The following is a 25,060-nucleotide window of genomic DNA, read 5'->3' as shown; positions in this document are numbered from 1 at the left end:
TTATGAAGATTTTACTAGCGGCATGCAATGCCAAATATATTCATTCCAATCTTGCAGTCTATGATCTGCAGGCATATGCATCTGAATATACAGACCATATCATATTGAAAGAATATACTATCAATCAGCAGAAAGATGATATCATGCGTGATATTTATCTGGAGCATCCGGATGTGGTATGTGTGTCCTGCTATATCTGGAATATTTCTTTTGTAAAAGAACTGATGGCAGATCTGGCAAAGATTCTTCCGGACGTCGACTTCTGGGCCGGCGGTCCGGAAGTTTATTATGATGCGGAGAAATTTCTGTCAGAGAATCCGGAATTTACAGGAGTTATGGTAGGAGAAGGGGAAGAAACTTTTCAGGAACTTTCAGGATATTATGTTAAGAAGAATCCGGAAAAACTGGAAAATATAACAGGAATCTGCTACAGAGACGGAGAGAAGATCATACATAATGGATGGCGTCAGATCATGGATCTCAGCAGTATTCCCTTTATTTACAAAGATCTGTCAGAGTTTAAGAACAGGATTATTTATTATGAGAGCAGCAGAGGATGTCCCTTTTCCTGCAGCTATTGTTTGTCTTCTGTAGATAAGAAGCTGCGGTTCAGGGATATAGAGATGGTGAAAAAGGAACTGCAGTTTTTTATAGATCATAAGGTTCCGCAGGTGAAATTTGTAGATCGTACCTTTAACTGTAAACATGATCATGCGATGGCAATCTGGAAGTATATTAATGATCATGACAATGGGGTAACAAACTTTCATTTTGAAATATCAGCAGATCTGTTAAGAGAAGAGGAACTGCAGGAAATGTCAACCATGCGCCCAGGTCTGATCCAGCTGGAGATCGGAGTACAGTCCACAAATCCGGATACAATTAAAGCGATACACAGAACAATGGATTTTGAAAAGCTGAAAGGAATTGTGGACCGTATCCACAGCTTTGGAAATATCCATCAGCATCTGGACTTGATCGCAGGACTGCCCTATGAGGACTATGACAGTTTCCGTAATTCTTTTAATGATGTTTATGCGCTGAAACCACAGCAGCTTCAGTTGGGATTTTTGAAAGTTCTGAAAGGCTCGCACATGATGGAAATGTGCCGTGAATATGGCATTGTCTATAAGAATCGGGAACCCTATGAGGTTCTTTCCACAAAATGGCTGGATTATGATCATGTTCTGAAATTGAAAAATGTGGAAAATATGGTGGAAGTGTATTATAATAGTGGACAATTCCAGAAAACACTGGAATATGCGGAGAGCTTTTTTCCGGATGCGTTTTCTATTTATGAAGGTCTTGGAATCTTTTATATGGAAAAAGGGTATGGAGATGTTTCTCATACCAGAATGAGACGGTATGAAATTCTTCTGGAATATCTGGAGACTGTACCGGGAATTTCCAGGGCAGAGGTAGCTGACCGGATGATACTGGATCTTTATCTGAGAGAAAATCTGAAGAGTCGTCCGGGATTTGCCGGGGATCAGAAGCCCTATGAAAAGCTTGTATGGGACTACAGAAAGCGGGCACATGTACCGAAAAATGCCCATGTGGAAGTATTCGGAAACGGCAGAGCTTTGTATTTTGACTATAACCGCAAGGATCCTCTGGATAACAATGCTTATGTGGAGGATGTTACAGAACAAATTTTTAACCGAATCAAGTAGCGAGGTGGATTGCGAATATCCGCTTGAATTTCAGAGACAACTCTGAGAGTTGTTATTAAAACGAGGTGACAGAAATGGGAATGTTTAATCCAAAAAAACGTAAAGTGATCTGTGCGATCATTGCTGTGATTCTGGTGCTGGCGATGGTAGTGCCGATGGTATTATCTCTTCTGGTTTATTAAGGGGCAGTACAATGAGACTGGGACAAAAAGCAATGGAAGCATTACAGGCAGAGGTTACCGGATGCCTGCAGCCGGGAGATGAACTGGTTGTGGCCTGTCCGGTGGCGCTGGGAGGAACTTCACGTATTGCAAAACAGGAGAGAGAGAAACTGTCAGAGCGATTTTCAGCAGGCTTTGTCTGTGACTGTATGTTGTTGCAGCAGGAATACGGATTCAGTAAAAAAGACCATGAAGGCAGAGATATGAGTAATCTTCATCTGGAGGAAAAAGCAGAAGGCAGCAGTATATGGCAGATGGCTGTGCAGGCAGGTGCAAGTGCTCTCTATGCCATGGGCGAAGGGGGATTTTTAAGTGCCCTCTGGAAAGTGGCAGAGGCTTCCCAGGTGGGACTGACTGTGGATTTCCGTAAGGTACCTGTCCGTCAGGAAACTATAGAGGTCTGTGAAATATTTGATCTTAATCCATATAAATTGTGTTCACATGGATCTGTGCTTATTGGAATCTGTGGCGGAGAGGCATTAGTTCAGGAACTTCATAATGCAGGCTATGAAGCAGCAGTGATCGGACAGACCAATGCCGGAAATGATCGTTTGCTGTACAGCGGTGGGAATGCAAGATATCTGGAACGACCGGCAGAGGACGAATTATATAAAGTGTGCAAGAAACAAAAGAAATAAAAAGAACAGGACTAATAAAATGGCAAAGTTAAATATTGTACTTCATGAGCCGGAGATTCCGGCAAATACAGGAAATATTGGACGTACCTGTGTGGCAACAGGCACCAGACTTCATCTGATCGAGCCGCTGGGCTTCTCCCTGAGCGAGAAGGCGCTGAAGCGTGCAGGAATGGATTACTGGAAGGACCTGGATGTAACTACTTATCTGGATTATGAGGATTTTCTGCAGAAAAATCCGGGAGCAAAGATTTATTATGCCACTACAAAAGCTCCCCAGACCTATGTGGATGTTAATTATGAGGAAGACTGTTATATTATGTTTGGCAAAGAAAGTGCAGGAATCCCGGAGGATATTCTTGTGAACCATCAGGATACCTGTGTGCGGATTCCTATGATCGGAGATATACGCTCTTTGAATCTGAGCAATTCTGTAGCTATTGTTCTTTATGAGGCACTGCGTCAGAATCATTTTGACCATATGAATCTGGCCGGACATCTGAGAAATTATGAGTGGGATTGAGTTAAAGATTCTGGACTGCCTGATGGAAGTTTTTTTATGTTATAGGAAATTACTCCGTAATGTTCCTATAACATAAAAAAGCCCTCCGGGCAGGATCGCACTGCGGCGGAGAGGAATTATGTCGCTGAAGCGACCCGCTGCAGGCGGAGAATCCTGCAAGCAGGATTCTCTCTTAACATTTATTTAGAGCTTGGTGGTCCATTGAGACAGATCCCAGACCTGAGTAGCCAGGCCTTCATAGAATTCCGGCTCATGGCAGACCATCAGGACACTTCCCTTGTACTCCTTCAGGGCTCGCTTTAATTCTTCCTTGGCAGCCACATCCAGATGGTTGGTTGGCTCGTCCAGCAAAAGTACATTGGTAGGTCTGTTTAACAATTTGCAAAGTCTTACCTTGGCTTGTTCGCCGCCGCTTAAAACCATGATACGGCTCTCAATATGTTTAGTGGTGAGACCACATTTCGCCAGAGCAGAGCGTACCTCATACTGGGTGTAGGAAGGAAATTCCTGCCAGATTTCATCAATGCAGCTGTTATCTCCGGAACCGGACATTTCCTGTTCGAAATAACCGATTTCCAGGTAATCCCCCTGTTCTACTTCGCCGGACAGAGGCGGGATTAATCCCAGAATACTTTTTAACAGAGTAGTCTTACCGATGCCGTTGGCACCGATCAGGGCTACTTTTTCTTTGCGCTCCATGGTCAGATTCAAAGGTTTGGACAGCGGCTCGTCATATCCGATGACAAGATCCCTTGCTTCAAAAATAATGCGGCTGGTGGTGCGGCCTTCCTTGAAATGGAATTCCGGTTTTGGTTTTTCTGCAGCCAGTTCGATCATATCCATTTTGTCCAGCTTTTTCTGACGGGACATTGCCATATTACGGGTGGCAACACGGGCCTTGTTTCTGGCTACAAAATCCTTCAGGTCTGCAATTTCCTTCTGCTGTCGGTTGTAGGCGGCCTCTAGCTGGGATTTTTTCATAGCATACACTTCCTGAAATTTATCATAATCGCCTACATAGCGGTTCAATTCCTGATTATCCATATGATAGACCAGATTGATCACACTGTTCAGAAATGGAATATCGTGGCTGATCAGGATAAAGGCATTTTCGTAATCATTCAGATAACGTTTCAGCCATTCAATATGCTCTGCATCCAGATAGTTGGTGGGCTCATCCAGGAGAAGAATATCCGGTTTCTCCAGCAGAAGTTTGCCCAGCAGGATCTTGGTACGCTGCCCGCCGGATAATTCTGTTACATCACGGTCCAGACCGATTTCTGTCAGTCCCAGTGCCCGGCCTACTTCCTCAACTTTGGCATCAATCATATAGAAATCATGCATGGTCAGCAGATCCTGGAGGGTACCCAGATCCTCCATATACTGCTCCAGCTCTTCAGGAGTAGCATCGCCCATTTTTTCACAGATTTCATTCATCTGTTTTTCCATATCGTACAGAAAATCAAAGGCAGAGGCCAGTACCTGGCGAATAGTCATTCCGGGAGTCAGTACGGTGTGCTGATCCAGATATCCAACCCGGACATTTTTGGCCCATTCCACTTTGCCTTCGTCCGGTATTAATTTGCCGGTAATAATATTCATAAAGGTAGATTTTCCCTCGCCGTTGGCTCCGATAAGCCCCACATGCTCACCTTTCAGCAGACGAAAGGACACATCATTAAAAATCGCACGGTCACCAAAGCCGTGAGTCAGGTGTTCTACATTTAATATACTCATAAATTCTCCTCTTCTTGATGCGAAAATACAAAGTCAGTGTAGCAAACACAGGGTATGCTGTCAATAAGACATCATAATAAAAATATGTTTATAGATTTTATAAAAATTTTCGTTGACCATATCCTTCTCTTTCGTTAGACTTAAATTATGATTTACTGATACAATATAAAAATTTTATAAATAATATGGAGGCAGATCTATGTCGAACACCACGAAGATTGCTCTGGAGGATTCCCTGAAGCGTTTGCTTTTGCGAAAGCCTTTGGATAAGATTACAATTACAGATATTACTACGGATTGCGGGATCAGCAGGATGGCCTTTTATTATCACTTCAAAGATATCTATGATCTGGTGGAATGGTGCTGTGTGGAGGATGGAACCAAGGCATTGCAGGGTAAGAAAACCTATGATTCCTGGACAGAGGGGCTGACCCAGGTATTTGAGGCTGTTCTGGAGAATAAACCTTTTATTATGAATGTGTATCGATGTGTCAGCAGAGAAAAAATGGAAAATTATCTCTACAAGCTGACCTATCACCTGATTGCAGGAGTAGTGGAAGAGAAATGTAAGGGAAAAAATGTAACCCAGGAGGATAAGCAGTTTATTGCGAATTTTTATAAATATGGTTTTGTAGGAATTATGCTTGAATGGATTCAGGATGGAATGAAGGAAGATATTAATGAACTGGTTGGAAAAATCAGCCTTACCCTACATGGAACTATTACTACTTCAATTGAGAATTTTGCAATGTGAATAAGATTTTATCAAAACCCGGCAGATGATAAGTTTTTTATCATTGACCGGGTTTTGTAAATTGAAAAGAGAAATGTGGACTGCTATGATACGGCCATAAACAAAAAAGAAATATATTACACAGAATACAATGTTCAGATGCAAAGAGGATCATGTAATGTAAGGTAACTGACAATGGATAAAATGCAGTGACGATGGATAAAATAAAGTCAGAGAGACTGCTGATAAGAAAGGTGGACAAACATATGGGTAAAAATAAGGGCTTAGGTATGGTATCTGCGCTGGCAGTAGGAGCAGGTGTTGCAGCATTGGCAGCAGGAAAGAAATACAAAACAGCTGAGACAAAGAAAAAAGAAGAGTATGACGCACTTCATAATACAAGTGAATATCGCAATACAGAACGTGGAAAATATGAGAAAAACAGCAAGGGAATCTATTATACAAACGGTAACTATGAAGCATTTGCACGTCCGAGAAAACCGGAAGGCGTAGATGACAAACATGCTTATATCGTAGGAAGCGGACTGGCTTCTCTTGCAGCAGCCTGTTTCCTTGTACGTGACGGACAGATGCCTGGAAAGAATATCCATATTCTGGAAGCGATGGATATTGCAGGCGGTGCATGTGACGGTATCTTTGATCCAAGCCGTGGATATGTAATGCGCGGCGGACGTGAGATGGAAAACCATTTCGAATGCTTATGGGATCTTTTCAGAAGTATTCCGTCCATTGAAACACCGGGTGTATCTGTACTTGATGAATACTACTGGCTGAATAAGGAAGACCCCAACTATTCTCTTTGCCGTGCAACCAAGGATAGAGGAAAGGATGCTCATACAGACGGTAAATTCAATCTGAGCCAGAAGGGCTGCATGGAGATCATGAAGCTGTTCATGACAAAGGATGAAGATCTTTATGATAAGACAATTGAAGATGTATTTGATGAGGAGGTATTTGATTCCACATTCTGGTTATACTGGAGAACCATGTTTGCATTTGAAAACTGGCATAGTGCACTGGAAATGAAATTATACTTTCAGAGATTTATCCATCATATTTCCGGACTTCCGGATTTCAGTGCCCTGAAATTTACGAAATACAATCAGTATGAATCCCTGATCCTGCCAATGCAGAAATATCTGGAAGAAGCAGGCGTTGAATTCCAGTTCAATACAGAGGTTACAAATGTACTCTTTGAGTTTGAAGGCAATAAGAAGATTGCAAAAGCAATCGAGTGCAAGGTAAATGGTATTGAGAAGGGAATTGTTCTTACAGAGAATGACCTTGTATTTGTAACAAACGGAAGCTGTACAGAGGGAACCATCTATGGCGATCAGAATCATGCACCGAACGGAGATGCAGAAGTTCGTACAAGCGGATGCTGGAGCCTGTGGAAAAATATTGCAAAACAGGATCCGTCCTTCGGACATCCTGAAAAATTCTGTTCTGATATTGCTAAGACAAACTGGGAGTCAGCAACAGTTACCACTTTGGATGATAAGATTATTCCTTATATTACAGATATCTGCAAACGTGATCCGAGAACAGGCAAGGTTGTTACAGGTGGTATTGTAAGCTGTCAGGATTCCAGCTGGTTATTAAGCTGGACGATCAACAGACAGGGACAGTTCAAGGATCAGGACAAAGACAAGGTTTGTGTATGGGTATATGGTCTGTTTACAGATGTACCTGGTGATTATATCAAGAAGCCTATGAAAGAGTGTACAGGTAAGGAAATCACAGAAGAGTGGCTGTATCATCTTGGCGTTCCGGTTGACCAGATTGAAGACATGGCTGAGAACAGTGCAGTTTGTGTACCGACTATGATGCCTTATATTACATCATTCTTTATGCCAAGAACAAAGGGTGACAGACCTGATGTTATCCCGGATGGCTGCGTAAACTTCGCATTCCTGGGACAGTTTGCCGATACACCAAGAGATACTGTATTTACTACTGAATATTCCGTAAGAACTGCTATGGAGGCTGTATATGGACTTCTGGGTGTTGACAGAGGTGTGCCGGAAGTCTGGGGCAGTGTTTACGATATCAGAGAATTACTGGACAGCAGTGTGAAGCTGATGGATGGCAAATCTCCACTGGAAATTGAACTTCCGGGACCACTGGATATGCTGAAGAAACCGCTTCTGAAAGCTGTTAAGGGAACTGTGGTAGAGAAAGTACTCAGAGATCATGATGTGATCAAAGATTATATGATGTAAATATAGAGATGTAAGTTATATGAAAAGGCTGCAGGAGAGATCCGGCAGCCTTTTTTTGTAAAGCCGATAAAAGTTGGCGTAAGGTTGCTTTGATAAAAAAAAACAGGTTGCAAATTAAAAATACAGATGATAATATATAATGAAATGTATAGAAAAAAATAATTAAGATAATAAAAAGTCTGAAAAAAATAAACAAATATGATAAGATATTGGAAACTTTGCTGTAGTAATGAATGTGTGGAACAGGAGGCTTTCAAGGGAGCGAAAGGAGGTTTTTTATGGAGCTTGAGATGTACCGCAGATATTCTCAGATGGCAAGAGGAATTGAGAAGGCTGAGCTGGTGTTTAAGAATGGACGGGTATTCAGCTCAGGGACAGGAGAGTTTATTGATAGGGATGTGGCTGTTGCGGATGGGATCGTGATCGGTGTTGGTACCTATAAGGGGGAGAGGGAGATTGATCTGGAAGGAAAGGTGATCTGTCCGGGCTTTATTGATAGTCATCTGCATTTGGAATCTACCTTGGTAACACCAGGTGAACTGGTGCGGCAGGCTGCACAGTGTGGAACTACAACATTTATTGTAGATCCTCATGAGTCTGCCAATGTGTCCGGTACAGATGGGATTGATTATATTCTGGATCAGACGGATAATGTGCCGGCAAATGTATATGTGATGATGCCTTCCTGTGTTCCGGCAACTCATGTGGATGATAATGGGTGTATTCTTACAGCAGGAAAGATGAAGGGATATCTGGAACATCCAAGGATTCTGGGACTTGGTGAAGTGATGGATGCGCCTTCTGTGATTAATGGAAGTGTTGCCATGCATGAAAAGCTCCAGCTGTTTCAGGACAGAGTGAAGGATGGTCATGCACCGTTTCTGGCACCTGGTGATCTGTCAGCATATGTACTTGGAGGGATTGATACAGATCATGAGTGTGTGGACTATGAGTATGCAATGTCTGAAGCAAGAAACGGGATGTATGTGTTGATTCGTGAAGGCAGTGCGGCAAGAAATCTGGATGCAATTGTGTCGGGAATTGTGGAGCATCATACAGATACTACCAGTTTCTGTTTCTGTACAGATGATAAGCATATTGAGGAAATACGCAGAGAAGGACACATTAATTACAATGTAAAACGTGCAGTACAGCTTGGACTGCCGGTGGAGAAAGCTCTTCAGATGGCAACGATTCAGGCGGCTAGATGTTATGGCCTGTGCCATCTTGGGATGATCGCTCCTGGAAGACAGGCGGATTTTGTGATTTTGGATAATGTGATAGATTTAAATGTTGTAGACGTATATCATTGTGGAAAGAGGATCATCAAAGAAGAAAAAACGGAATTAAAGATATGTCCGCCTTACCTGAAAAATACAGTCCATGTATCTGGTTTCAGTGAAGAACGTCTGAAATTGAAACATCCGGGGACAAAGGCACGAGTGATTCAGATGCAGGAGAAACAGATAGTGACAAAGGCCGTTCTGGAAGAGGTTCCATGGGTGGAAGAAAATGGTGGAAAATATTTTGCTCCGGATAGGGAGTATCAAAAAATTGCAGTGATCGAGAGGCATAAGAATACGGGAAAGATGGGGGTAGGAATCGTAAAAGGCTACGGAATCTGTGGTGGAGCGATTGCTTCCAGCGTTTCCCATGATTCCCATAATATTATTGTAGTAGGAGACAATGACCATGATATGGCTCTTGCCGTAAAAGAAATGATACGTACTCAGGGAGGATATACTTTGGTATGTAATGGGGAGATTTATGGAACTTTGCCGCTTCCGGTCATGGGACTGATAAGTGATGCTGGATACGAGAGGGTAAATGAAGCCCTTGCCAGAATGATTCCGAAAGCCCATGAGATGGGAGTAAAAGAAGGATTTGATCCGTTTATTACACTGTCCTTTATGGCTTTACCTGTAATTCCGGAAATAAGGGTCACACCGAGAGGAATTTATCTTGTAAATGAAGACAGCATAATAAGGACGCCATTTGGCTGAAAGTCAAAAATACCGTAATAAAGACAGCTTTGTTGCCTTTATTGCGGTATTTTGGTGTAGAAGAATTGATAAGGGAGCAGCTTATTTAGCTTTCTCCAATGTAAAGATAAATTCTGTTCCTACGCCCTCAGTGCTGATTACATCAATATTCTGATTATGAGCATTGATGATCTCTTTGACAATGGAGAGTCCCAAACCTGTGCCTTTGCGGTCTTTTCCCCGGGAGGCATCAATTTTGTAGAAACGATCCCAGATTTTTGAAATATTATCTTTGGAAATTCCGGAACCGTGGTCTTTGACAGATACAAATACCCGGCCGTTTTTTACCGTAGTTTCAATCTGGATAGAGGAGCAGTCATTACTGAATTTAATGGCATTGTCTAACAGATTGTACAGTACCTGCTGGATCTGTTCCATATCAGCCCTGACATAAAGTTCCCTGCCTGAAAGCAGCAGTTCCAGACGGATCTGACGTCCGGCGCAGGTTCCCTCAAAGGTAGCAGCCGTGTTTTGGATGGTATCGTTGATATCAAAACGGTGGATATGCATCATTCGTTTTTTCATATCCAGTTCATTTAAAGTGAGCAGGCTGCGGGTAAGCTTTTCCAGACGTTCGGATTCAAAGGCAATGATCTTTAGATAACGTTCCTGCATCTCATAGGGGATTGTACCATCCAGGATCGCATTGACATATCCCTTGATAGAGGTAAGTGGAGAACGGAAATCATGGGACACATTGGCAATGAATTTACGCTGATACTCTCCGTTTTTGTTCAGCTTATCGGACATATAGTTCAGGGTTCGGGCCAGGTAACCCAATTCGTCATCTGAGTTAACCTGGATTTGGTATTCCAGATTTCCACTTGCATATTCGGATGCCCCCTTCATAATCTGGGTAAGAGGCTTGCGGATGTAATGGCTATAGACCCACAGTAGTCCGCTGGTAGCTATATAGCAGAGTAGAAAGATGATCTGCATGATCATCAGAATATCACTGCGGTTTTGATATAGATTCGCCATATCGTAGTGCAGGGCAATGTATCCAAGGATATTTTTATCGGAGGAGACAGGTACAACTATGCTTAGATGACTGGTGGGAAAATATCCCTGGAAATCTCCTACCTCATAATAGTTGTTATTCCAGATGGATCCATTAAAATTGTCTAATGGAATGGGGTGAGCAGGATCAATATCTTCTGCAGTACTGTAGTTTAATTCTCCCTGGCTGTTGATGATCCATACTACTGCATCCTGAAAAGTTGCGATTGCAGATAACTCTGGCCGAAGATCGCTGATATTTTCAGAATCCATGCTTGCTTTGACCTGATCGCTGGAGGCAATATTGTACCCTTCCTTGTATAAGGTGGAACTAAGAAAATGTTCATAGTGTTTTTCTACCAGATAAGAGCCGACCAGGGTTACCAGAAAAAATCCAAGGATTCCTATACCAATATAGAATCTTAGAAATTTTGTGGAGAGGTGATGCTGTTTCATTGATTTTTCACCTCAAATTTGTAGCCGATTCCCCAGACAGTGGCAATAGACCAGGCAGGGTTATCTTTGATTTTTTCCCGAAGTCTCTTAATATGTACATCTACTGTACGGGTATCTCCGATATATTCATATCCCCAGATATGATCCAGCAGCTGTTCTCTTGTAAAAACCTGATTAGGAGAAGCTGCCAGAAAATACAAAAGTTCCAGTTCTTTAGGGGGCATGTCGATTTGTTTTCCCATATAGGTGACCGCGTAGTTGGTCAGATTAATGACCAAATCAGGATAGCGGACACATTTTTCATTGGAAACAGGAGCTGGCTGTTTTACCTGGAAACGGCGAAGCACAGCACGGACTCTGGCAACCAGCTCTTTGGAGTCAAAGGGCTTGATAATATAGTCATCTGCCCCAAGCTCCAGTCCAAGAACTTTGTCAAAGGTTTCTCCCTTGGCGGAAAGCATGATGATTGGAACATCAGAGCTGTGCCGGATTTCTCTGCAGACCTGGTAACCGTCAATTCCCGGGAGCATCAGATCCAGTATGATCAGATCAGGCTGGAATTTCCTGAATTCCTTCAGGGCTTCTTCCCCGTCATTTACAATTTTTGTCTCAAAGCATTCTTTGGTGAGATACAGGGCAATCAGCTCTGCGATATTGTTATCATCATCCACGATAAGGATTTTCTGCTTGGAAACCATGTAAAATACCTCCTCATATATTTATTTTTTAAATTCTACAATTGTCACACCTGCATCACCCTCGCCGAATTCACCCAGACGGAAGGAATCTACATGTTTCTGACGTTTCAGATAATTATGAACACCCTTTCTCAGGGCACCGGTTCCCTTACCGTGGACAATGCGGACAGATTTCAGATGAGCAATATAGGCGTCATCCAGATATTTATCAAGCTCTGCGATTGCCTCATCTACAGTTTTTCCCAGAAGATTGATTTCTGTGGATATATGTGCAGATTTAGACATACGAATCTTGCCGGTACCTGTACGCTGCATGGTTGGAGTGGTGATTTCTGCCTCATCGATCAGCTCCAGATCAGAAAGCTTTACTTTGGAACGGATAATTCCCATCTGTACAAACAGATTGCCCTTACTGTCAGGACGGCTGCTTACCGTACCTTTCAGATTCATACTCAGAACCTTTACTGCATCTCCCAGAGAGATATCTTTGGCAGTCAGTTCCTTCTTTGGCTTCTGGACTGCAGTTTTCTGGGTCATGCCTTTTTCCGCTTTATTCATACGTTTGCGCAGATCCTGACGCTCTTTTTCCACAGCAGCCAGATCCACATGGTCTTTCTGGAATTTATGGAACATTTTCATGGTCTGGTCAGCATATTCTTTGGCTTCCCGCAGTACTGCATGGGCTTCTTCATTTGCCTGACGGATAATACGGTCTCTTTGATCTTCCAGTTTTTCCTGTTTGGTTTCCATCTGGGCTTTGAGTGTTTCTACTTCTTTTTTATACTGTTCAATCTGGCGGCGCTCGTTCTCGATAGTTACGCGGCTGCTCTCCAGAGAGGTGAGAACATCCTCAAAGGATTCGTCCTGTTCACTGATCTGCTCTTTGGCTTTCTCAATAATATAATCAGGAAGTCCCAGCTTGGAGGAAATCGCAAATGCATTACTTTTGCCCGGGACACCGATAAGCAGACGGTAGGTAGGGCGAAGGGTTTCTACATCAAATTCACAGCAGGCATTTTCTACACCTGAAGTGGAGAGAGCGTATACTTTTAATTCACTGTAATGTGTAGTGGCCATGGTACGGATGCCCTGCTCATGAAGATGGGAGAGAATGGCTATGGCAAGAGCTGCACCCTCTGTAGGGTCAGTACCTGCACCCAGCTCATCGAACAATACCAGGGAATGACGATTGGCTTTCTGCAGAAAAGAAACCACATTGGTCATGTGGGAAGAGAAAGTACTTAAGGATTGTTCAATACTCTGTTCGTCACCGATATCTGCGTAAACCTCTTCAAATAATGCCAGTTCAGAACGATCCAGGGTTGGAATATGCAGACCGGACTGTCCCATCAGGGTCAGCAGCCCAACGGTTTTCAGGGATACAGTTTTACCGCCGGTATTAGGACCAGTAACAACCAGCAGGTCGAAATCTTCCCCCAGACGGATATCAATGGGAACTGCTTTTTTCTTATCAATAAGTGGATGGCGGGCCTGTTTCAGGCGGATTCGCCCTTCGTCATTGAAAATTGGTTCTGTGGCATTCATATCCATGGCAAGAGCTGCTCTTGCAAAAATAACATCCAGCTGTACCATAATATTTAAATCTGCAAGGATGGAATCTGTCTGTGCTGCAGTCTGCTGGCTTAAGTCTGCCAGGATTACCTCAATTTCCTTCTGCTCCTGTAGTTCCAGTTCACGGATATCATTGTTCAGCTTAACTACAGCCATAGGCTCTATGAAAAGAGTAGAACCTGTAGAGGACTGATCATGTACCATACCGGGTACCTGTCCTTTGTATTCTGCTTTGACCGGAATACAGTAGCGTCCGTTTCGCATAGTGATCACTGCGTCCTGAAGGTAATTACGTGCGCTTCCGTTTACAAGAGAGGACAGCTGGGTATGGATTCTCTCTCCGGTGATCTTCATATTTCTGCGAATCTGACGCAGGGTGCTGCTGGCATCATCACTGATCTCATCTTCAGAAAGAATACATCTGCGGATTTCTGTAGTGAGAGGAGTAAGAGGCTCCAGTGCATCGAACATCCCATCCAGAGAATCCGGAAGGGAATCTCCGCGATCACTTCTGGAATAGGCCTTGACGCGGTTGGTATTTTCAAGCATGCTGCAGATGGCAAGAAGTTCACCGATTCCCAGTGAACTGCCGATTTCCAGACGTTTCAGAGAACCGCGGACGTCCTTTACACTTCCAAAGGAAATATTTCCCTTTTGGAAAAGTCTGGTCAGAGCGTCCCTGGTCTGAGTCTGCATATGGCGGATTTCCTCAATGTCAGTAGAGGGTTCTGTTTTACGGCAGATATCCTTACCCATGGAGGAGGATGCCTTGTCTGTGAGCATATGGATGATTTTGGAATATTCAAGCGCTTTATATGCTTTATGATTCATATTGATCTCCTGATAAAAAATTGATAAATCGAATTTGCGGGCAAAAATCTTATCAGAAGGCATCAACACCTTCTGATTTTTTTGACCCTGATATCATATTATATATGATTTTGAAGGGTATGAAAAGAAAAAAGTTAAAATTATTAAAAAAAATAAAAAAATCCCTTGACACTTGGAAATATTTTTGGTATAGTACCAATTGTCGCAACAATAAGTAAAACTTATAATGGAAACGCGATATGCGGAAGTGTCGGAACTGGCAGACGAGCAAGACTAAGGATCTTGTGAGCATTGCGCTCGTGTGGGTTCAAGTCCCATCTTCCGCATGATTGAGAGCAAACCAGAGAATTATGGATTTGCTCTTTTTTATTTATTATTTTTCAGAATAGTTCCCGGTGCATTAAAAGCGCTCCAGAGCTTTCCTGAGAGATATTCATAAAAAGTTCACATGTTTTTGATAAAATATTTTTACTACCGTGACAAATGGATGGAGAGATAGAGAGGCAGAGGTTTATGCGTTATTTAAATGAATTACATGAGGGTGACAGAATCAGTGGAATATATCTGTGTAAGCAGAAGCAGTCAGCAATGACTAAGAACGGAAAACCATATGAGAACATAATTTTACAGGACAAAACAGGCGTGCTGGATGGCAAGATCTGGGATCCGAATTCTCTGGGAATTGATGATTTCGATGCCCTGGATTATATTGATGTTGTAGGAGATGTAACCAGCTTTGCAGGGGCTATGCAGCTGAATATCAAGCGTGTGCGCAAAGCAGCCGAAGATGAATATGACCCTGCAGATTATCTTCCTGTAAGTGAGAACAGCACAGATGATATGTACAGCCAGCTGAGAGCATTTATTGACAGTGTGGAGAATCATTATCTGTCTGCACTTCTGAAGAAATTATTTGTGGAAGATGAAGCTTTTGTGAAAGCATTTGAAGGACATTCTGCTGCGAAGACAGTACATCACGGATTTATCGGCGGTCTGATGGAGCATACTCTTGGGGTGACCAGACTCTGCGATTATATGTCAAAGGCGTACCCGGTCATCAACAGGGATTTACTGATCACAGCATCACTTCTTCATGATATCGGAAAGACAAAAGAATTATCTGCATTTCCGTTAAATGATTATACAGATGAAGGCCAGCTTCTGGGACATATTTATATGGGAGCGCAGATGATCAATGATCTTGCACGCCAGATACCGGAATTTCCGGAGGTGCTTAAGAATGAACTGATCCATTGTATCCTGTCCCACCATGGAGAACTGGAATACGGTTCCCCGAAGAAACCTGCGCTGGTGGAGGCTGTAGCCCTCAATCTTGCAGATAATACAGATGCAAGAATGGAAACCATCACAGAGATTTTTGCAGCAAACAAGAGCAAAAAAGAATGGCTTGGATATAATAAATTGTTTGAATCCAACTTAAGAAGAACAGATGAGGTGTAATCTTTATGGAATTTCGTAAGAACGATCTTGTTACGTTAGAGATAGAAGATTGCGGAATTGACGGTGAAGGTATCGGAAAAGCCGATGGCTTCACCGTTTTTGTCAAGGACGCAGTAATCGGAGATACAGTAACAGCCAAAATTATCAAGGCAAAGAAAAATTATGGTTACGGACGTCTTATGGAAGTGCTGAAGCCATCTCCGTACAGAGTTGAGCCCAAGTGCGAATTTGCCCGTCAGTGTGGCGGATGCCAGCTTCAGGCACTTTCCTATGACCAGCAGCTTGTATTTAAGACAAATAAGGTGAAGGGACATCTGGAACGTATCGGCGGCTTTACAGATATCCCCATGGAGCCGATCATTGGCATGGATGAACTTTTTCATTACAGAAATAAGGCACAGTTTCCTGTAGGCAGAAATAAAGAGGGAAAAATCGTTACAGGTTTCTATGCAGGAAGAACCCACAACATTATCGAGAACCGTGACTGTGCACTTGGTGTACCTGAGAATAAAGAAGTTCTGGACCGTGTGATCGCACATATGGAGAAATACGGGATTGAACCATATAATGAAGCAACAGGCAAAGGGCTGGTGCGCCATGTCCTGATCCGTTACGGATACTTCACAAAAGAAGTGATGGTCTGTCTGATCCTGAACGGAAATAAGATTCCGAAAGAGGAACAGCTTGTAAAATCTCTGTGTGAGATTCCGGGAATGACAAGCATCACCATCAATGTAAATAAGAAACACAGTAATGTAATCCTTGGTGAGGAAATCCGTTTGCTCTGGGGTCAGGAATATATCACAGACAGGATCGGAGATATTTCCTATCAGATTTCTCCTCTGTCTTTCTATCAGGTAAATCCTATGCAGACCCAGAAGCTTTATGCAAAGGCACTGGAATACGCAGATCTTCATGGGGAAGAGACAGTATGGGATCTCTACTGTGGGATCGGAACAATCTCCCTGTTCCTGGCACAGAAAGCAAAATTTGTCCGCGGTGTGGAAATTGTTCCTACAGCTATAGAGAATGCGAAAGAAAATGCGAAACTTAATGGCCTGGAGAATACAGAGTTCTTTGTGGGAAAAGCAGAAGAAGTGCTGCCAAGAGAGTATAAGAAAAATGGCGTTTATGCAGATGTCATCGTTGTAGACCCGCCAAGAAAAGGCTGTGATGAAACTCTGCTGGAGACCATGGTCGAGATGAACCCGGAAAGGATTGTGTATGTAAGTTGCGACAGTGCGACGCTGGCAAGGGATCTGAAGTATCTGTGTGAGAGGGGATATGAGCTTAGAAAGGTATGTCCGGTGGATCAATTTGGGATGACGGTTCATGTGGAGACGGTATGTTTACTCTCTAAGAAATGCCAAATTTAGGCGGGTTTGAGGGGTGTTTTGAAGAAAACATATCTACAAAATAGTGCTGAAAATTATGTGCATGAAACCAGAAAATAGAATAGGGTGTTAAAAATAAATACCTTTTGGCGAGGTTAGAGGACTGTTCGCTGAAAGGTATTTTTTGTTGGAAGGAGTGCGCGGTGAGGTAGTGGGTTGTACGCCGAAATTTATGCAGAATTTTGTTGATATTCGGCGTTTCAACGCTTATAATATTAGTATGGTAAAATGGTTACTTTTGTATGATTCGATGGAGTGAATAATATGGAGTATATGACAATCAAAGAAGCATCAGAAAAATGGAATCTTTCAGTGAGAAGAGTGCAGACCATCTGTAATGAGGGAATGGTGCCGGGAGTAATGAAATTTGGGCATTCGTGGGCGATACCGAAAGATGCGGAGAAACCGGTTGATAAAAGAATTAAGTCCGGGAAGTATATAAAGTCTTGATTTTGGGACTACATTTATGAGAGGATGATAATGAAATAATTATGCCTACATATATGCTTATAGTAAAGGAGGAGGTCGTTTAATGTTCGATTTTGGAAATGCTAATGACGGACAGAAACTTGCTATATCCACTTCGGATGGGCCAGTGCTTATTACAGCAGGCCCCGGTACAGGCAAGACTTTTACACTGGTACAGAGAGCTATTTATCTGATTCAGGAATGCGGTGTTCAGCCTGAACAGATATTGATGGCTACATTTACCGAGAAAGCTGCGAAGGAGCTTGTAACACGTATTACAAACGAACTTTCTAAGCGTGGAATTGTTGTTAATGTCAATGATATGTATATTGGAACATTCCACTCGCTGTGCTTGAGGATTATCAAGGAACATTTGGAGTATACACGACTCAAGAGAAATTATCGTACTTTGGATGCGTTTGACCAGAGTTATACGGTGTTTCAGAATATAAGCAAGTTCAGAGCGATACCAGATGTTGACACTATTTTTCCTAGCGGCTCATGGAAAATGGCGCAAGAAATATGCGTGTATGTAAATAATCTTCTCGAAGAGCTCGTAGAACCTGCTCAGCTGAAAGCAGATGGGAATCCTCAGATACAGACATTGGGGCGTGTATTAGAGGTTTACAAGGATATCTTAGAAGAGAATAATCTGATGGATTTTGCATCCATTCAGACAGAAGCATATAGGCTAATGAAGGATAATCCGGCTATTCTGCAAGAATTACAGAATAAGCTGCGATATATCATGATTGATGAATACCAAGATACGAACTTTATTCAGGAGCAGATAGTGTTCCTTCTTGGTGGCGAAAAACAGAATATTTGTGTCGTGGGAGATGATGACCAAGGTTTGTATCGTTTCCGTGGTGCGACAATAAGAAATATACTTGAATTTCCGGAGAAGTTTCCGGAGCGTAAATGCAAGATTATTCCGTTGGTTATAAATTACCGTTCCAATAGTGATATTGTCGATTTTTATAATGAGTGGATGGCGACGACAGATGGAGCAAGGTTCAAATTTCATTGGGACAAGTATCGCTATGAGAAGAGGATTGAACCTCATGCGAAGAGTGCGATTGAAAGCCCTGCTGTTGTAAAATTGGCCAGCGTTGAAGATGAAGATGAGTGGCATGAGAAGATACTGGCATTTATCACTAAACTGAAGGAATCGGGTAAACTGACGAATTATAATCAGATTGCGTTTTTATTCAGTTCAGTAAAACACGAGAGGGTTACTAAATTAGCAGCCTTCTTAGAAAAGAATCACATCAATGTGTATTCACCACGTTCTGATATGTTCTTTGAACGTGATGAGATAAAGATTGCTTTAGGAAGTATGATGCTGCTTTTCCCGAAATATATTATGGGACTTGAGCAGGAAGAATATAAATTCCTACAGCCGGAACACGTGAGATATTTCAGAAGCTGTATTGTGGCGGCTAATGAATTTCTGACTAAGCCGGAAAATAGTGATTTTGTAAGGTGGTTGCGTCATCACGGTAAGATTCATGTTGGACTTACCGGCACAACCGACTACACATACTCCGGTTTGCTGTATCAGATGTTTGAATATGAACCGTTTAAGACGATACTTTCCACGGATATGACCGCCGGTGTTGTAGATGTAAGGCCAGCTAGAAACCTTGCATTGCTATCGCAGGTAATCGGTAAATTTGAATATTTACATAGAATTGATGTCTTGAATGGAAAGACTATTAACAGCAACACAGAAAAGTTCTTTAATCTCTATATGAGATTGCTGTACGATGGCGGAATCAGCGAATACGAAGATGATGCGGAATATGCACCAAGCGGATGCGTATCATTCCTGACGATACATCAGTCAAAGGGAATGGAATTCCCGATTGTATTTGTAGATTCACTTTCTGGTGTACCACGCAAGAACCAGAGAGACCTTATTTTGGATATTGAAGATAAGTATTTCAAGAGGCCTGCGTATGAGCCTTATGAATATACGAAGTTCTTTGATTTCTGGAGATTGTACTACACAGCGTTCTCAAGAGCGCAGGATTTGCTGGTGTTGACTTGTGATGAGAATAAAAGAACGCCGAGTTTGTATTTTAAAGATTTATACGAGGAGCTGCAAAGCGTTGATTCTGAGGCATTTAATATAAATGATTTCAGTTTCAAAGAAGTGAAGGCAGTAAATTTAAAGGATACATTCTCGTTTACATCTCACATTACCGTATATGAAACCTGCGCACTTCAGTATAAATTCTATAAAGAATTGGAATTTATGCCAGTTCGTGCCGGTGCGATGATATTCGGTATGTTGGTACATGAAACCATAGAAGACGTGCATAGAGCTGCTCTCAGAAAAGAGGAGTCTACTATAACCGCTGACAATGTTACAAAGTGGTTTGATGCGAATTATGCGTCTATTTCTAAGACAGAACATACCTACCTTGCAGAGCCTCAGAGAGAAGCAGCTCTGAAGCAGGTGCTTCGCTATGTTGACCGCCAGCATGGTGACTGGTCTTTGATTCAGCAGGCTGAGGTTGATGTAAGTCTTGTAAAGCCTGACTATATCATCGAAGGCAAGATTGACCTTGTAAAAGGTGAAAATGGTACTGTTGAGATTGTAGATTTTAAATCAGAAAAGAAGCCTGATATGATTAAACAGGCTGAACGCTTGGAACAGTATCGTAGACAGCTTCATATCTATGCGCATTTGATTGAAGAGCGTACTGGACAGAAAGTTAGTAAGATGCACCTGTATTATACTGGCGAGGAAAACGGTGTACCTACTATAACCTATCCATATACCAAGACTGCTGTTGAGGGAACGATAGCGGCATTTGATGAAACGGTGCAGAAGATTATGAAGAAGGATTATCGTAAGTGTTCAAGCGATATTAAGGTATGTAAGAACTGCGACTTTAGGTTCTACTGCCAAAATCAATAATAACCAAATTTTTGGAGGATATACATTATGGATGGACAGATGACATTTGAATTTAATCAGAGGCCCACTATCAAGGGCTTTCCTGAACTTAGATGGACGGGTAAGAGGCCATACCGTTCCACGCAATACTATCCAGCGCAGCTTCGTGAGCGTTATGGTGAAGAGAAGGACAATTGGATAAATAAGATTTTCTGGGGCGACAACCTGCAGGTAATGAGTCACTTGCTGAAGGAGTATCGTGGGAAGATAGACCTTATCTACATCGACCCGCCATTCGATAGTAAAGCCGACTACAAGAAGAAGATTGAAGTTAAGGGCGTTGGAAAAGCTGAAACGGATAGTACATCATTTGAAGAAAAACAGTATGGCGATATCTGGACAAATGACGAGTATCTTCAGTTTATGTATGAAAGATTAATCATTTTGAGAGAGTTGCTATCTGATACTGGAACCATATATTTGCATTGTGATTGGCACAAAGCACACCATTTAAGAATGATAATGGATGAAGTTTTCGGGCCAGATAAGTTTGTCAATGAGGTTATTTGGCATTATTCTGGTGCAGGAACACCAAAAGGCTGTTGGGCGAAACGACATGATAATTTATTTGTGTATTCTCGTACCAGTGATTATTGTTTCAATGCCGATGAGGTTAGAACAGAATATGCTGCAGCTACGGTAGAACGCTTTAGTCATGCAATCAATAATGTGCGAAATGGCATAAATTTTGGTAGCCAAACGCTTAATCCATTAGGAAAATATCCTGAGGATGTATTGGACGTATCTATTGAAGCACCATCAGCAAGTGTTAGAACGGGCTATCCAACGCAAAAGCCGGAGGCATTGTTAGAGAAAATAATAAAGGCTTCTTCTAATCCGGGGGATTTAGTATTCGATTGTTTTATGGGAAGTGGAACGACTCAAGCTGTGGCCATGAAACTTGGCAGAAGATTTATTGGTGCAGATATTAATTTGGGTTCGATTCAAACGACTACTAAACGTTTGATTTCTATAGCAGAAGAAATTGGAGAGGAGCAGGGAAAATATACTAGCTTTGAAATATATAATGTAAATAACTATGATTTTTTCAGAAATCCGATAGAGGCTAAAAATTTGTTGATTGAAGCTCTTGAAATACAACCATTTTCACAAAGTGATATATGGGATGGTGAGCTTGATGGTCGTATGGTTAAGATTATGCCAGTGAATCGTATCGCTACAAAAGCTGATTTGGAATCTTTAAAAGCGAATCTTCCATATAAGACTTATGAGAAGCGCAAGGAAGAGAATCCAACTCAACCAGTAGAAAGAATCACCATCGTATGTATGGGTCACGAACCAGATTTGAAAGCATCTCTAGAAGCTGAGCTTTCTGAATACAAACTGGATATTCAGATTGTGGATATCCTTCGTGACAAGGCTGATTTGCAGCTTAAGAGAGAAGCTGAGGCCGAAGTAGTTCGTGAAGGTGGAAAACTCGTAATTTGTGCATTCTACCCTATGAACCTGATGCAGAAACTGTCTCTCCAAAAAGAATATGTTGAAGACTGGAGACAGCTCGTAGAATCCATTATGATTGACTGGAACTACGACGGTGTGGTTATGCAGCCGGCAGTAACAGATGTACCAGATAAAAAAGAAATGGTTGTTGGTGTATATGACATCCCTGAAAATGCCGGAACCATTAAGATTAAGATAACTGACCTGCTTTCAGAATCTCTTGAATTGGAGGTGTAATGCAATGGCTCAAATGCAATATTCCGAGGAATTTGCGTTTTATCAGCAATTGAAATATTACTACGATACAAACCGTGGTAAAATTCGTTCTCGATATAACGACCTAACAAAGAAATTTCTCGCATATAACGATAGAAATGAAAACCCGGATGCATTCCTTCGTACACCTCAGTTTGAGGCTCTGGAAATGTATGTCTTCATAAAGGAGTTTATGGGCAATCCGCAGGTTTACGAGATGTTTGATGATTGGAGAAATCGTAGAGATAAATTCTCTGATGCATCCTATTATTCTGTAAATAATGGTGGTCAGATGCGTCTCTTTGATTATCAGACAGAACAGGTTACAGATACACTTTTCAAGCAGATGAAAAAATATAGAGAGGCATATCCGAACTATATTTATGCTCTTACAATGGGCCTTGGAAAAACAATTCTTATGGCTACTTGTATTTTCTATGAGTTTTTGCTTGCAAATAAGTATCCAAGAGATAAACGCTTCTGTCATAATGCGTTGGTGTTTGCACCGGATAAGACTGTATTGCAGTCTCTAAGAGAGATTATCACATTCGATAAGAATAAGGTGGTTCCTCCTGAATACGCACGTGTATTGGATGCAAATATTAAGTTCCACTTCCTTGAGGAAACGGGAACTACGCTTCATACGATAGATGACTCGGACTTTAATATTATTATTTCAAACACGCAAAAAATCATCGTGAAAAAGAAGAGAAAAGAACCTAAGCCGGGCGAAGTTTTATTCGGCCAAGGGTCTCTTCTGTCATCAATTTATGGTGACGATAATTCGGAGCTCGATGACGCATGGGACGATGCATCTCTTATGGACAATCAACGTTTTAAGAAATTGTGTCGTTTGCCACAGCTCGGTGTTTATGTAGATGAGGCACATCACCTGTTTGGTGCCGACCTTGAAAAACAGATTCGTGCCCAGAAGAATGATAAGACAAGCCTTCGTGCTACCATCAATATGTTAGCCGAGAGAACTTCAATTGTTGCTTGTTATAACTATACAGGTACTCCTTATGTTAATAAGCAGATATTGCCTGAGGTAGTGTATGCTTACGGATTGAAGGAATCTATCTGGAAGGGATACCTGAAGGATGCTGACCCTATTGCGTTTGAAAACGTAAAGAGTACAGAGTTTTTGCGCTTAGCAGTAACTACATTCTGGGAAAGATATGGCGGTAAGACATACGAAGGCCTTAACCCTAAGCTCGCTATCTATGCTTCCGGAGTGGAAGAGGCAGCAAATGAAGTAAGACCTGCGCTTGAGAAGATTTTAGCTGATTTAGGGATTCCAGCCAGCTCAATCCTTCTTAATGTTGGTGATACGAAATATACAAAGAATGAAGATATCCGTAACTTCAATGACCTTGATGTACGTGGTAGTCAAGGTAATGACAAGCAGTTTATTATTCTAGTCGATAAAGGTAAAGAAGGCTGGAACTGTAGGTCTCTGTTTGGCGTGGCGATGTTCCGTAATCCTAAATCAAAGATTTTTGTGTTACAGGCGACAATGCGCTGTTTGAGAAATATTACAGACGAGCGATTGACAGCAACTGTATTTTTATCAAAAGAAAACTATGATACTTTGGATGATGAGCTGCACAAGAACTTTAATATGGAGATTAAAGATATCAAGTCCGGAAATACCAAGAAAAAATCTCAGTATAAGGTTCGTGTACTTCCACCACCTCGTAAAATCCTGCTCAAGAAAATTTGGCATGAGTATACATTGGATGAAAAGGCATATTTTGAGCCTGTGGATTTCAAAATCAGTGAAATCGATTATGCTAAATATGAGAGTATTATGTACGAAAAGGACAGTATTGCACGTGATTCATCTGTAAAGGAGAAGAATATCGATTTCATTAAGGAACAGAAGAAGTTTAGTGAATTTTCTCTTGTAGGCGAAGTAGCTCGATATTTGAATATCTCATGTGTTTTAACTGCTAAAATCCTGCGTGAAGCAGTAGATGGCATTGATGTTATTCTTGAAGCTGTCAATAAGTATAATGAGATTTTGGATGATGTAATTGTACCGGCTATTTTCCATGCTCTGTTTGAAGTGAAGACTAAGCTAAAAACAGAAGACAAGGAATTGGTGCTTCTGCGTGAGCCAAAGGATGCAGGCTATTATGAATTCTCAGCAAAAGATGATTTGGTTATTACTAATTGCTATGGTGGTCTTACACCGGAGCAGATTGCTAAGAGTTTTCATGCCGACACATATTGCTTCGATTCATTGCCAGAAAAGGAATGCTTCATGCAGTATATTACTAATAAGAAAATTAAAGAAATCTACTTCACAGGTATGTTTACAGCAAATCAGGGTGATTTGTCGGTGCAGTATTATGATCCGGAATCAGGCCGTGTAAGACATTACTATCCTGACTTCTTGGCGAAGTTGGATGATGGTTCTTACCAGCTTATTGAAGTTAAGGGTGACAATAAGATAGATGATGCTGTTGTTAAAGCAAAGGCGGCAGCCGCCCACGAAATGGCTGTGGCCAGTGGTGTTGAGTATAAGATGTACGCTGGAAGCGAGATTATGAATACGCATATCCTTGCATATCTTGATGGAGTGTCTAAAATCGTTAATTATGATTATGCGGGTGAAGGTATGCTTTCTATGGTTGCTGAAGACCCAGCACCATATGGATGTGACAAGAAATAAAAAGGAGGTGTTT

Annotated in this window: 16 protein-coding genes and 1 tRNA gene; 13 read left to right on the top strand and 4 right to left on the bottom strand. The window is 41.8% G+C overall.

Annotation, left to right across the window (positions count from 1 at the left end; translation table 11 throughout):
• Positions 1 to 2 precede the first annotated feature (2 nt).
• From ACTNDS_RS07975 to ACTNDS_RS07965, 3 genes are all read left to right on the top strand, one after another.
• Positions 3 to 1,673, top strand: coding sequence for a B12-binding domain-containing radical SAM protein (locus tag ACTNDS_RS07975; RefSeq protein WP_441034884.1), 1,671 nt, complete (start codon positions 3 to 5; stop codon positions 1,671 to 1,673).
• A gap of 193 nt (positions 1,674 to 1,866) precedes the next feature.
• Positions 1,867 to 2,532 carry an AIR synthase-related protein gene (locus ACTNDS_RS07970; protein WP_173743180.1) on the top strand — a complete coding sequence of 222 codons (666 nt, stop codon included), beginning with the start codon at positions 1,867 to 1,869 and terminating at the stop codon, positions 2,530 to 2,532.
• Positions 2,533 to 2,551: 19 nt separating this feature from the next.
• A complete protein-coding gene (locus ACTNDS_RS07965; protein ID WP_019160987.1) occupies positions 2,552 to 3,052 on the top strand; it encodes a tRNA (cytidine(34)-2'-O)-methyltransferase in 501 nt (166 codons plus the stop codon).
• 183 nt (positions 3,053 to 3,235) lie between these two features.
• Here the strand turns inward: ACTNDS_RS07965 and ACTNDS_RS07960 are convergent, their stop codons facing one another.
• On the bottom strand, positions 3,236 to 4,789 hold the full coding sequence (locus tag ACTNDS_RS07960) for an ABC-F family ATP-binding cassette domain-containing protein (RefSeq protein ID WP_441034881.1): 1,554 nt from the start codon (positions 4,787 to 4,789) through the stop codon (positions 3,236 to 3,238).
• Between the two features lie 199 nt (positions 4,790 to 4,988).
• On the opposite strand from ACTNDS_RS07960, the gene ACTNDS_RS07955 reads away from it, so the two are divergent.
• The 3 genes from ACTNDS_RS07955 to ade all read left to right on the top strand — a co-directional run bounded on the left by ACTNDS_RS07955 (position 4,989) and on the right by ade (position 9,768).
• Positions 4,989 to 5,543, top strand: coding sequence for a TetR/AcrR family transcriptional regulator (locus tag ACTNDS_RS07955; protein ID WP_441034879.1), 555 nt, complete (start codon positions 4,989 to 4,991; stop codon positions 5,541 to 5,543).
• Between the two features lie 245 nt (positions 5,544 to 5,788).
• Positions 5,789 to 7,765 (top strand): oleate hydratase, encoded by a 1,977-nt coding sequence (locus ACTNDS_RS07950; RefSeq protein WP_441034877.1) that lies wholly within the window; start codon positions 5,789 to 5,791, stop codon positions 7,763 to 7,765.
• 278 nt (positions 7,766 to 8,043) lie between these two features.
• Positions 8,044 to 9,768, top strand: coding sequence for an adenine deaminase (ade, locus tag ACTNDS_RS07945; RefSeq protein ID WP_441034875.1), 1,725 nt, complete (start codon positions 8,044 to 8,046; stop codon positions 9,766 to 9,768).
• An 81-nt stretch (positions 9,769 to 9,849) separates the two neighbouring features.
• On the opposite strand, the gene ACTNDS_RS07940 is transcribed toward ade, so the two are convergent.
• The 3 genes from ACTNDS_RS07940 to ACTNDS_RS07930 are packed head-to-tail and all read right to left on the bottom strand — an operon-like array spanning position 9,850 to position 14,363.
• Positions 9,850 to 11,262, bottom strand: a complete 1,413-nt coding sequence (locus tag ACTNDS_RS07940; RefSeq protein ID WP_019160992.1) for a sensor histidine kinase — start codon at positions 11,260 to 11,262, stop codon at positions 9,850 to 9,852.
• On the bottom strand, positions 11,259 to 11,960 hold the full coding sequence (locus ACTNDS_RS07935; protein ID WP_173743175.1) for a response regulator transcription factor: 702 nt from the start codon (positions 11,958 to 11,960) through the stop codon (positions 11,259 to 11,261). The genes ACTNDS_RS07940 and ACTNDS_RS07935 overlap by 4 nt, the downstream gene beginning before the upstream one ends.
• A 21-nt stretch (positions 11,961 to 11,981) precedes the next feature.
• Positions 11,982 to 14,363, bottom strand: coding sequence for an endonuclease MutS2 (locus ACTNDS_RS07930; RefSeq protein WP_441034873.1), 2,382 nt, complete (start codon positions 14,361 to 14,363; stop codon positions 11,982 to 11,984).
• A 241-nt stretch (positions 14,364 to 14,604) separates the two neighbouring features.
• Between ACTNDS_RS07930 and ACTNDS_RS07925 the strand changes: the two genes are divergently transcribed.
• The 7 genes from ACTNDS_RS07925 (at position 14,605) to ACTNDS_RS07895 (ending at position 25,047) form a co-directional block, all read left to right on the top strand.
• A tRNA-Leu gene (locus ACTNDS_RS07925) sits at positions 14,605 to 14,689 on the top strand.
• A 187-nt stretch (positions 14,690 to 14,876) separates the two neighbouring features.
• Complete coding sequence (locus ACTNDS_RS07920) at positions 14,877 to 15,824, top strand: 3'-5' exoribonuclease YhaM family protein (RefSeq protein WP_173743172.1); 948 nt, start codon at positions 14,877 to 14,879, stop codon at positions 15,822 to 15,824.
• Between the two features lie 5 nt (positions 15,825 to 15,829).
• Positions 15,830 to 17,200, top strand: a complete 1,371-nt coding sequence (rlmD, locus tag ACTNDS_RS07915) for a 23S rRNA (uracil(1939)-C(5))-methyltransferase RlmD (protein ID WP_441034871.1) — start codon at positions 15,830 to 15,832, stop codon at positions 17,198 to 17,200.
• Between the two features lie 282 nt (positions 17,201 to 17,482).
• Positions 17,483 to 17,668, top strand: a complete 186-nt coding sequence (locus ACTNDS_RS07910; protein WP_441034869.1) for a DNA-binding protein — start codon at positions 17,483 to 17,485, stop codon at positions 17,666 to 17,668.
• 82 nt (positions 17,669 to 17,750) lie between these two features.
• Positions 17,751 to 20,615 carry an ATP-dependent DNA helicase gene (locus tag ACTNDS_RS07905; RefSeq protein WP_441034867.1) on the top strand — a complete coding sequence of 955 codons (2,865 nt, stop codon included), beginning with the start codon at positions 17,751 to 17,753 and terminating at the stop codon, positions 20,613 to 20,615.
• A gap of 27 nt (positions 20,616 to 20,642) precedes the next feature.
• Positions 20,643 to 22,352, top strand: coding sequence for a site-specific DNA-methyltransferase (locus ACTNDS_RS07900; protein ID WP_441034865.1), 1,710 nt, complete (start codon positions 20,643 to 20,645; stop codon positions 22,350 to 22,352).
• Positions 22,353 to 22,356: 4 nt separating this feature from the next.
• Entirely contained in the window at positions 22,357 to 25,047 is a 2,691-nt protein-coding gene (locus tag ACTNDS_RS07895) for a TnsA endonuclease N-terminal domain-containing protein (protein WP_441034863.1), read from the top strand.
• Positions 25,048 to 25,060: the final 13 nt, after the last annotated feature.

The organism is Blautia sp. HCP3S3_C12, assembly GCF_052064155.1.
Lineage (GTDB): Bacteria > Bacillota > Clostridia > Lachnospirales > Lachnospiraceae > Blautia_A.
Note: the sequence above shows the minus strand (reverse complement) of the source record. Positions and strands in the feature narration are given on the sequence as shown.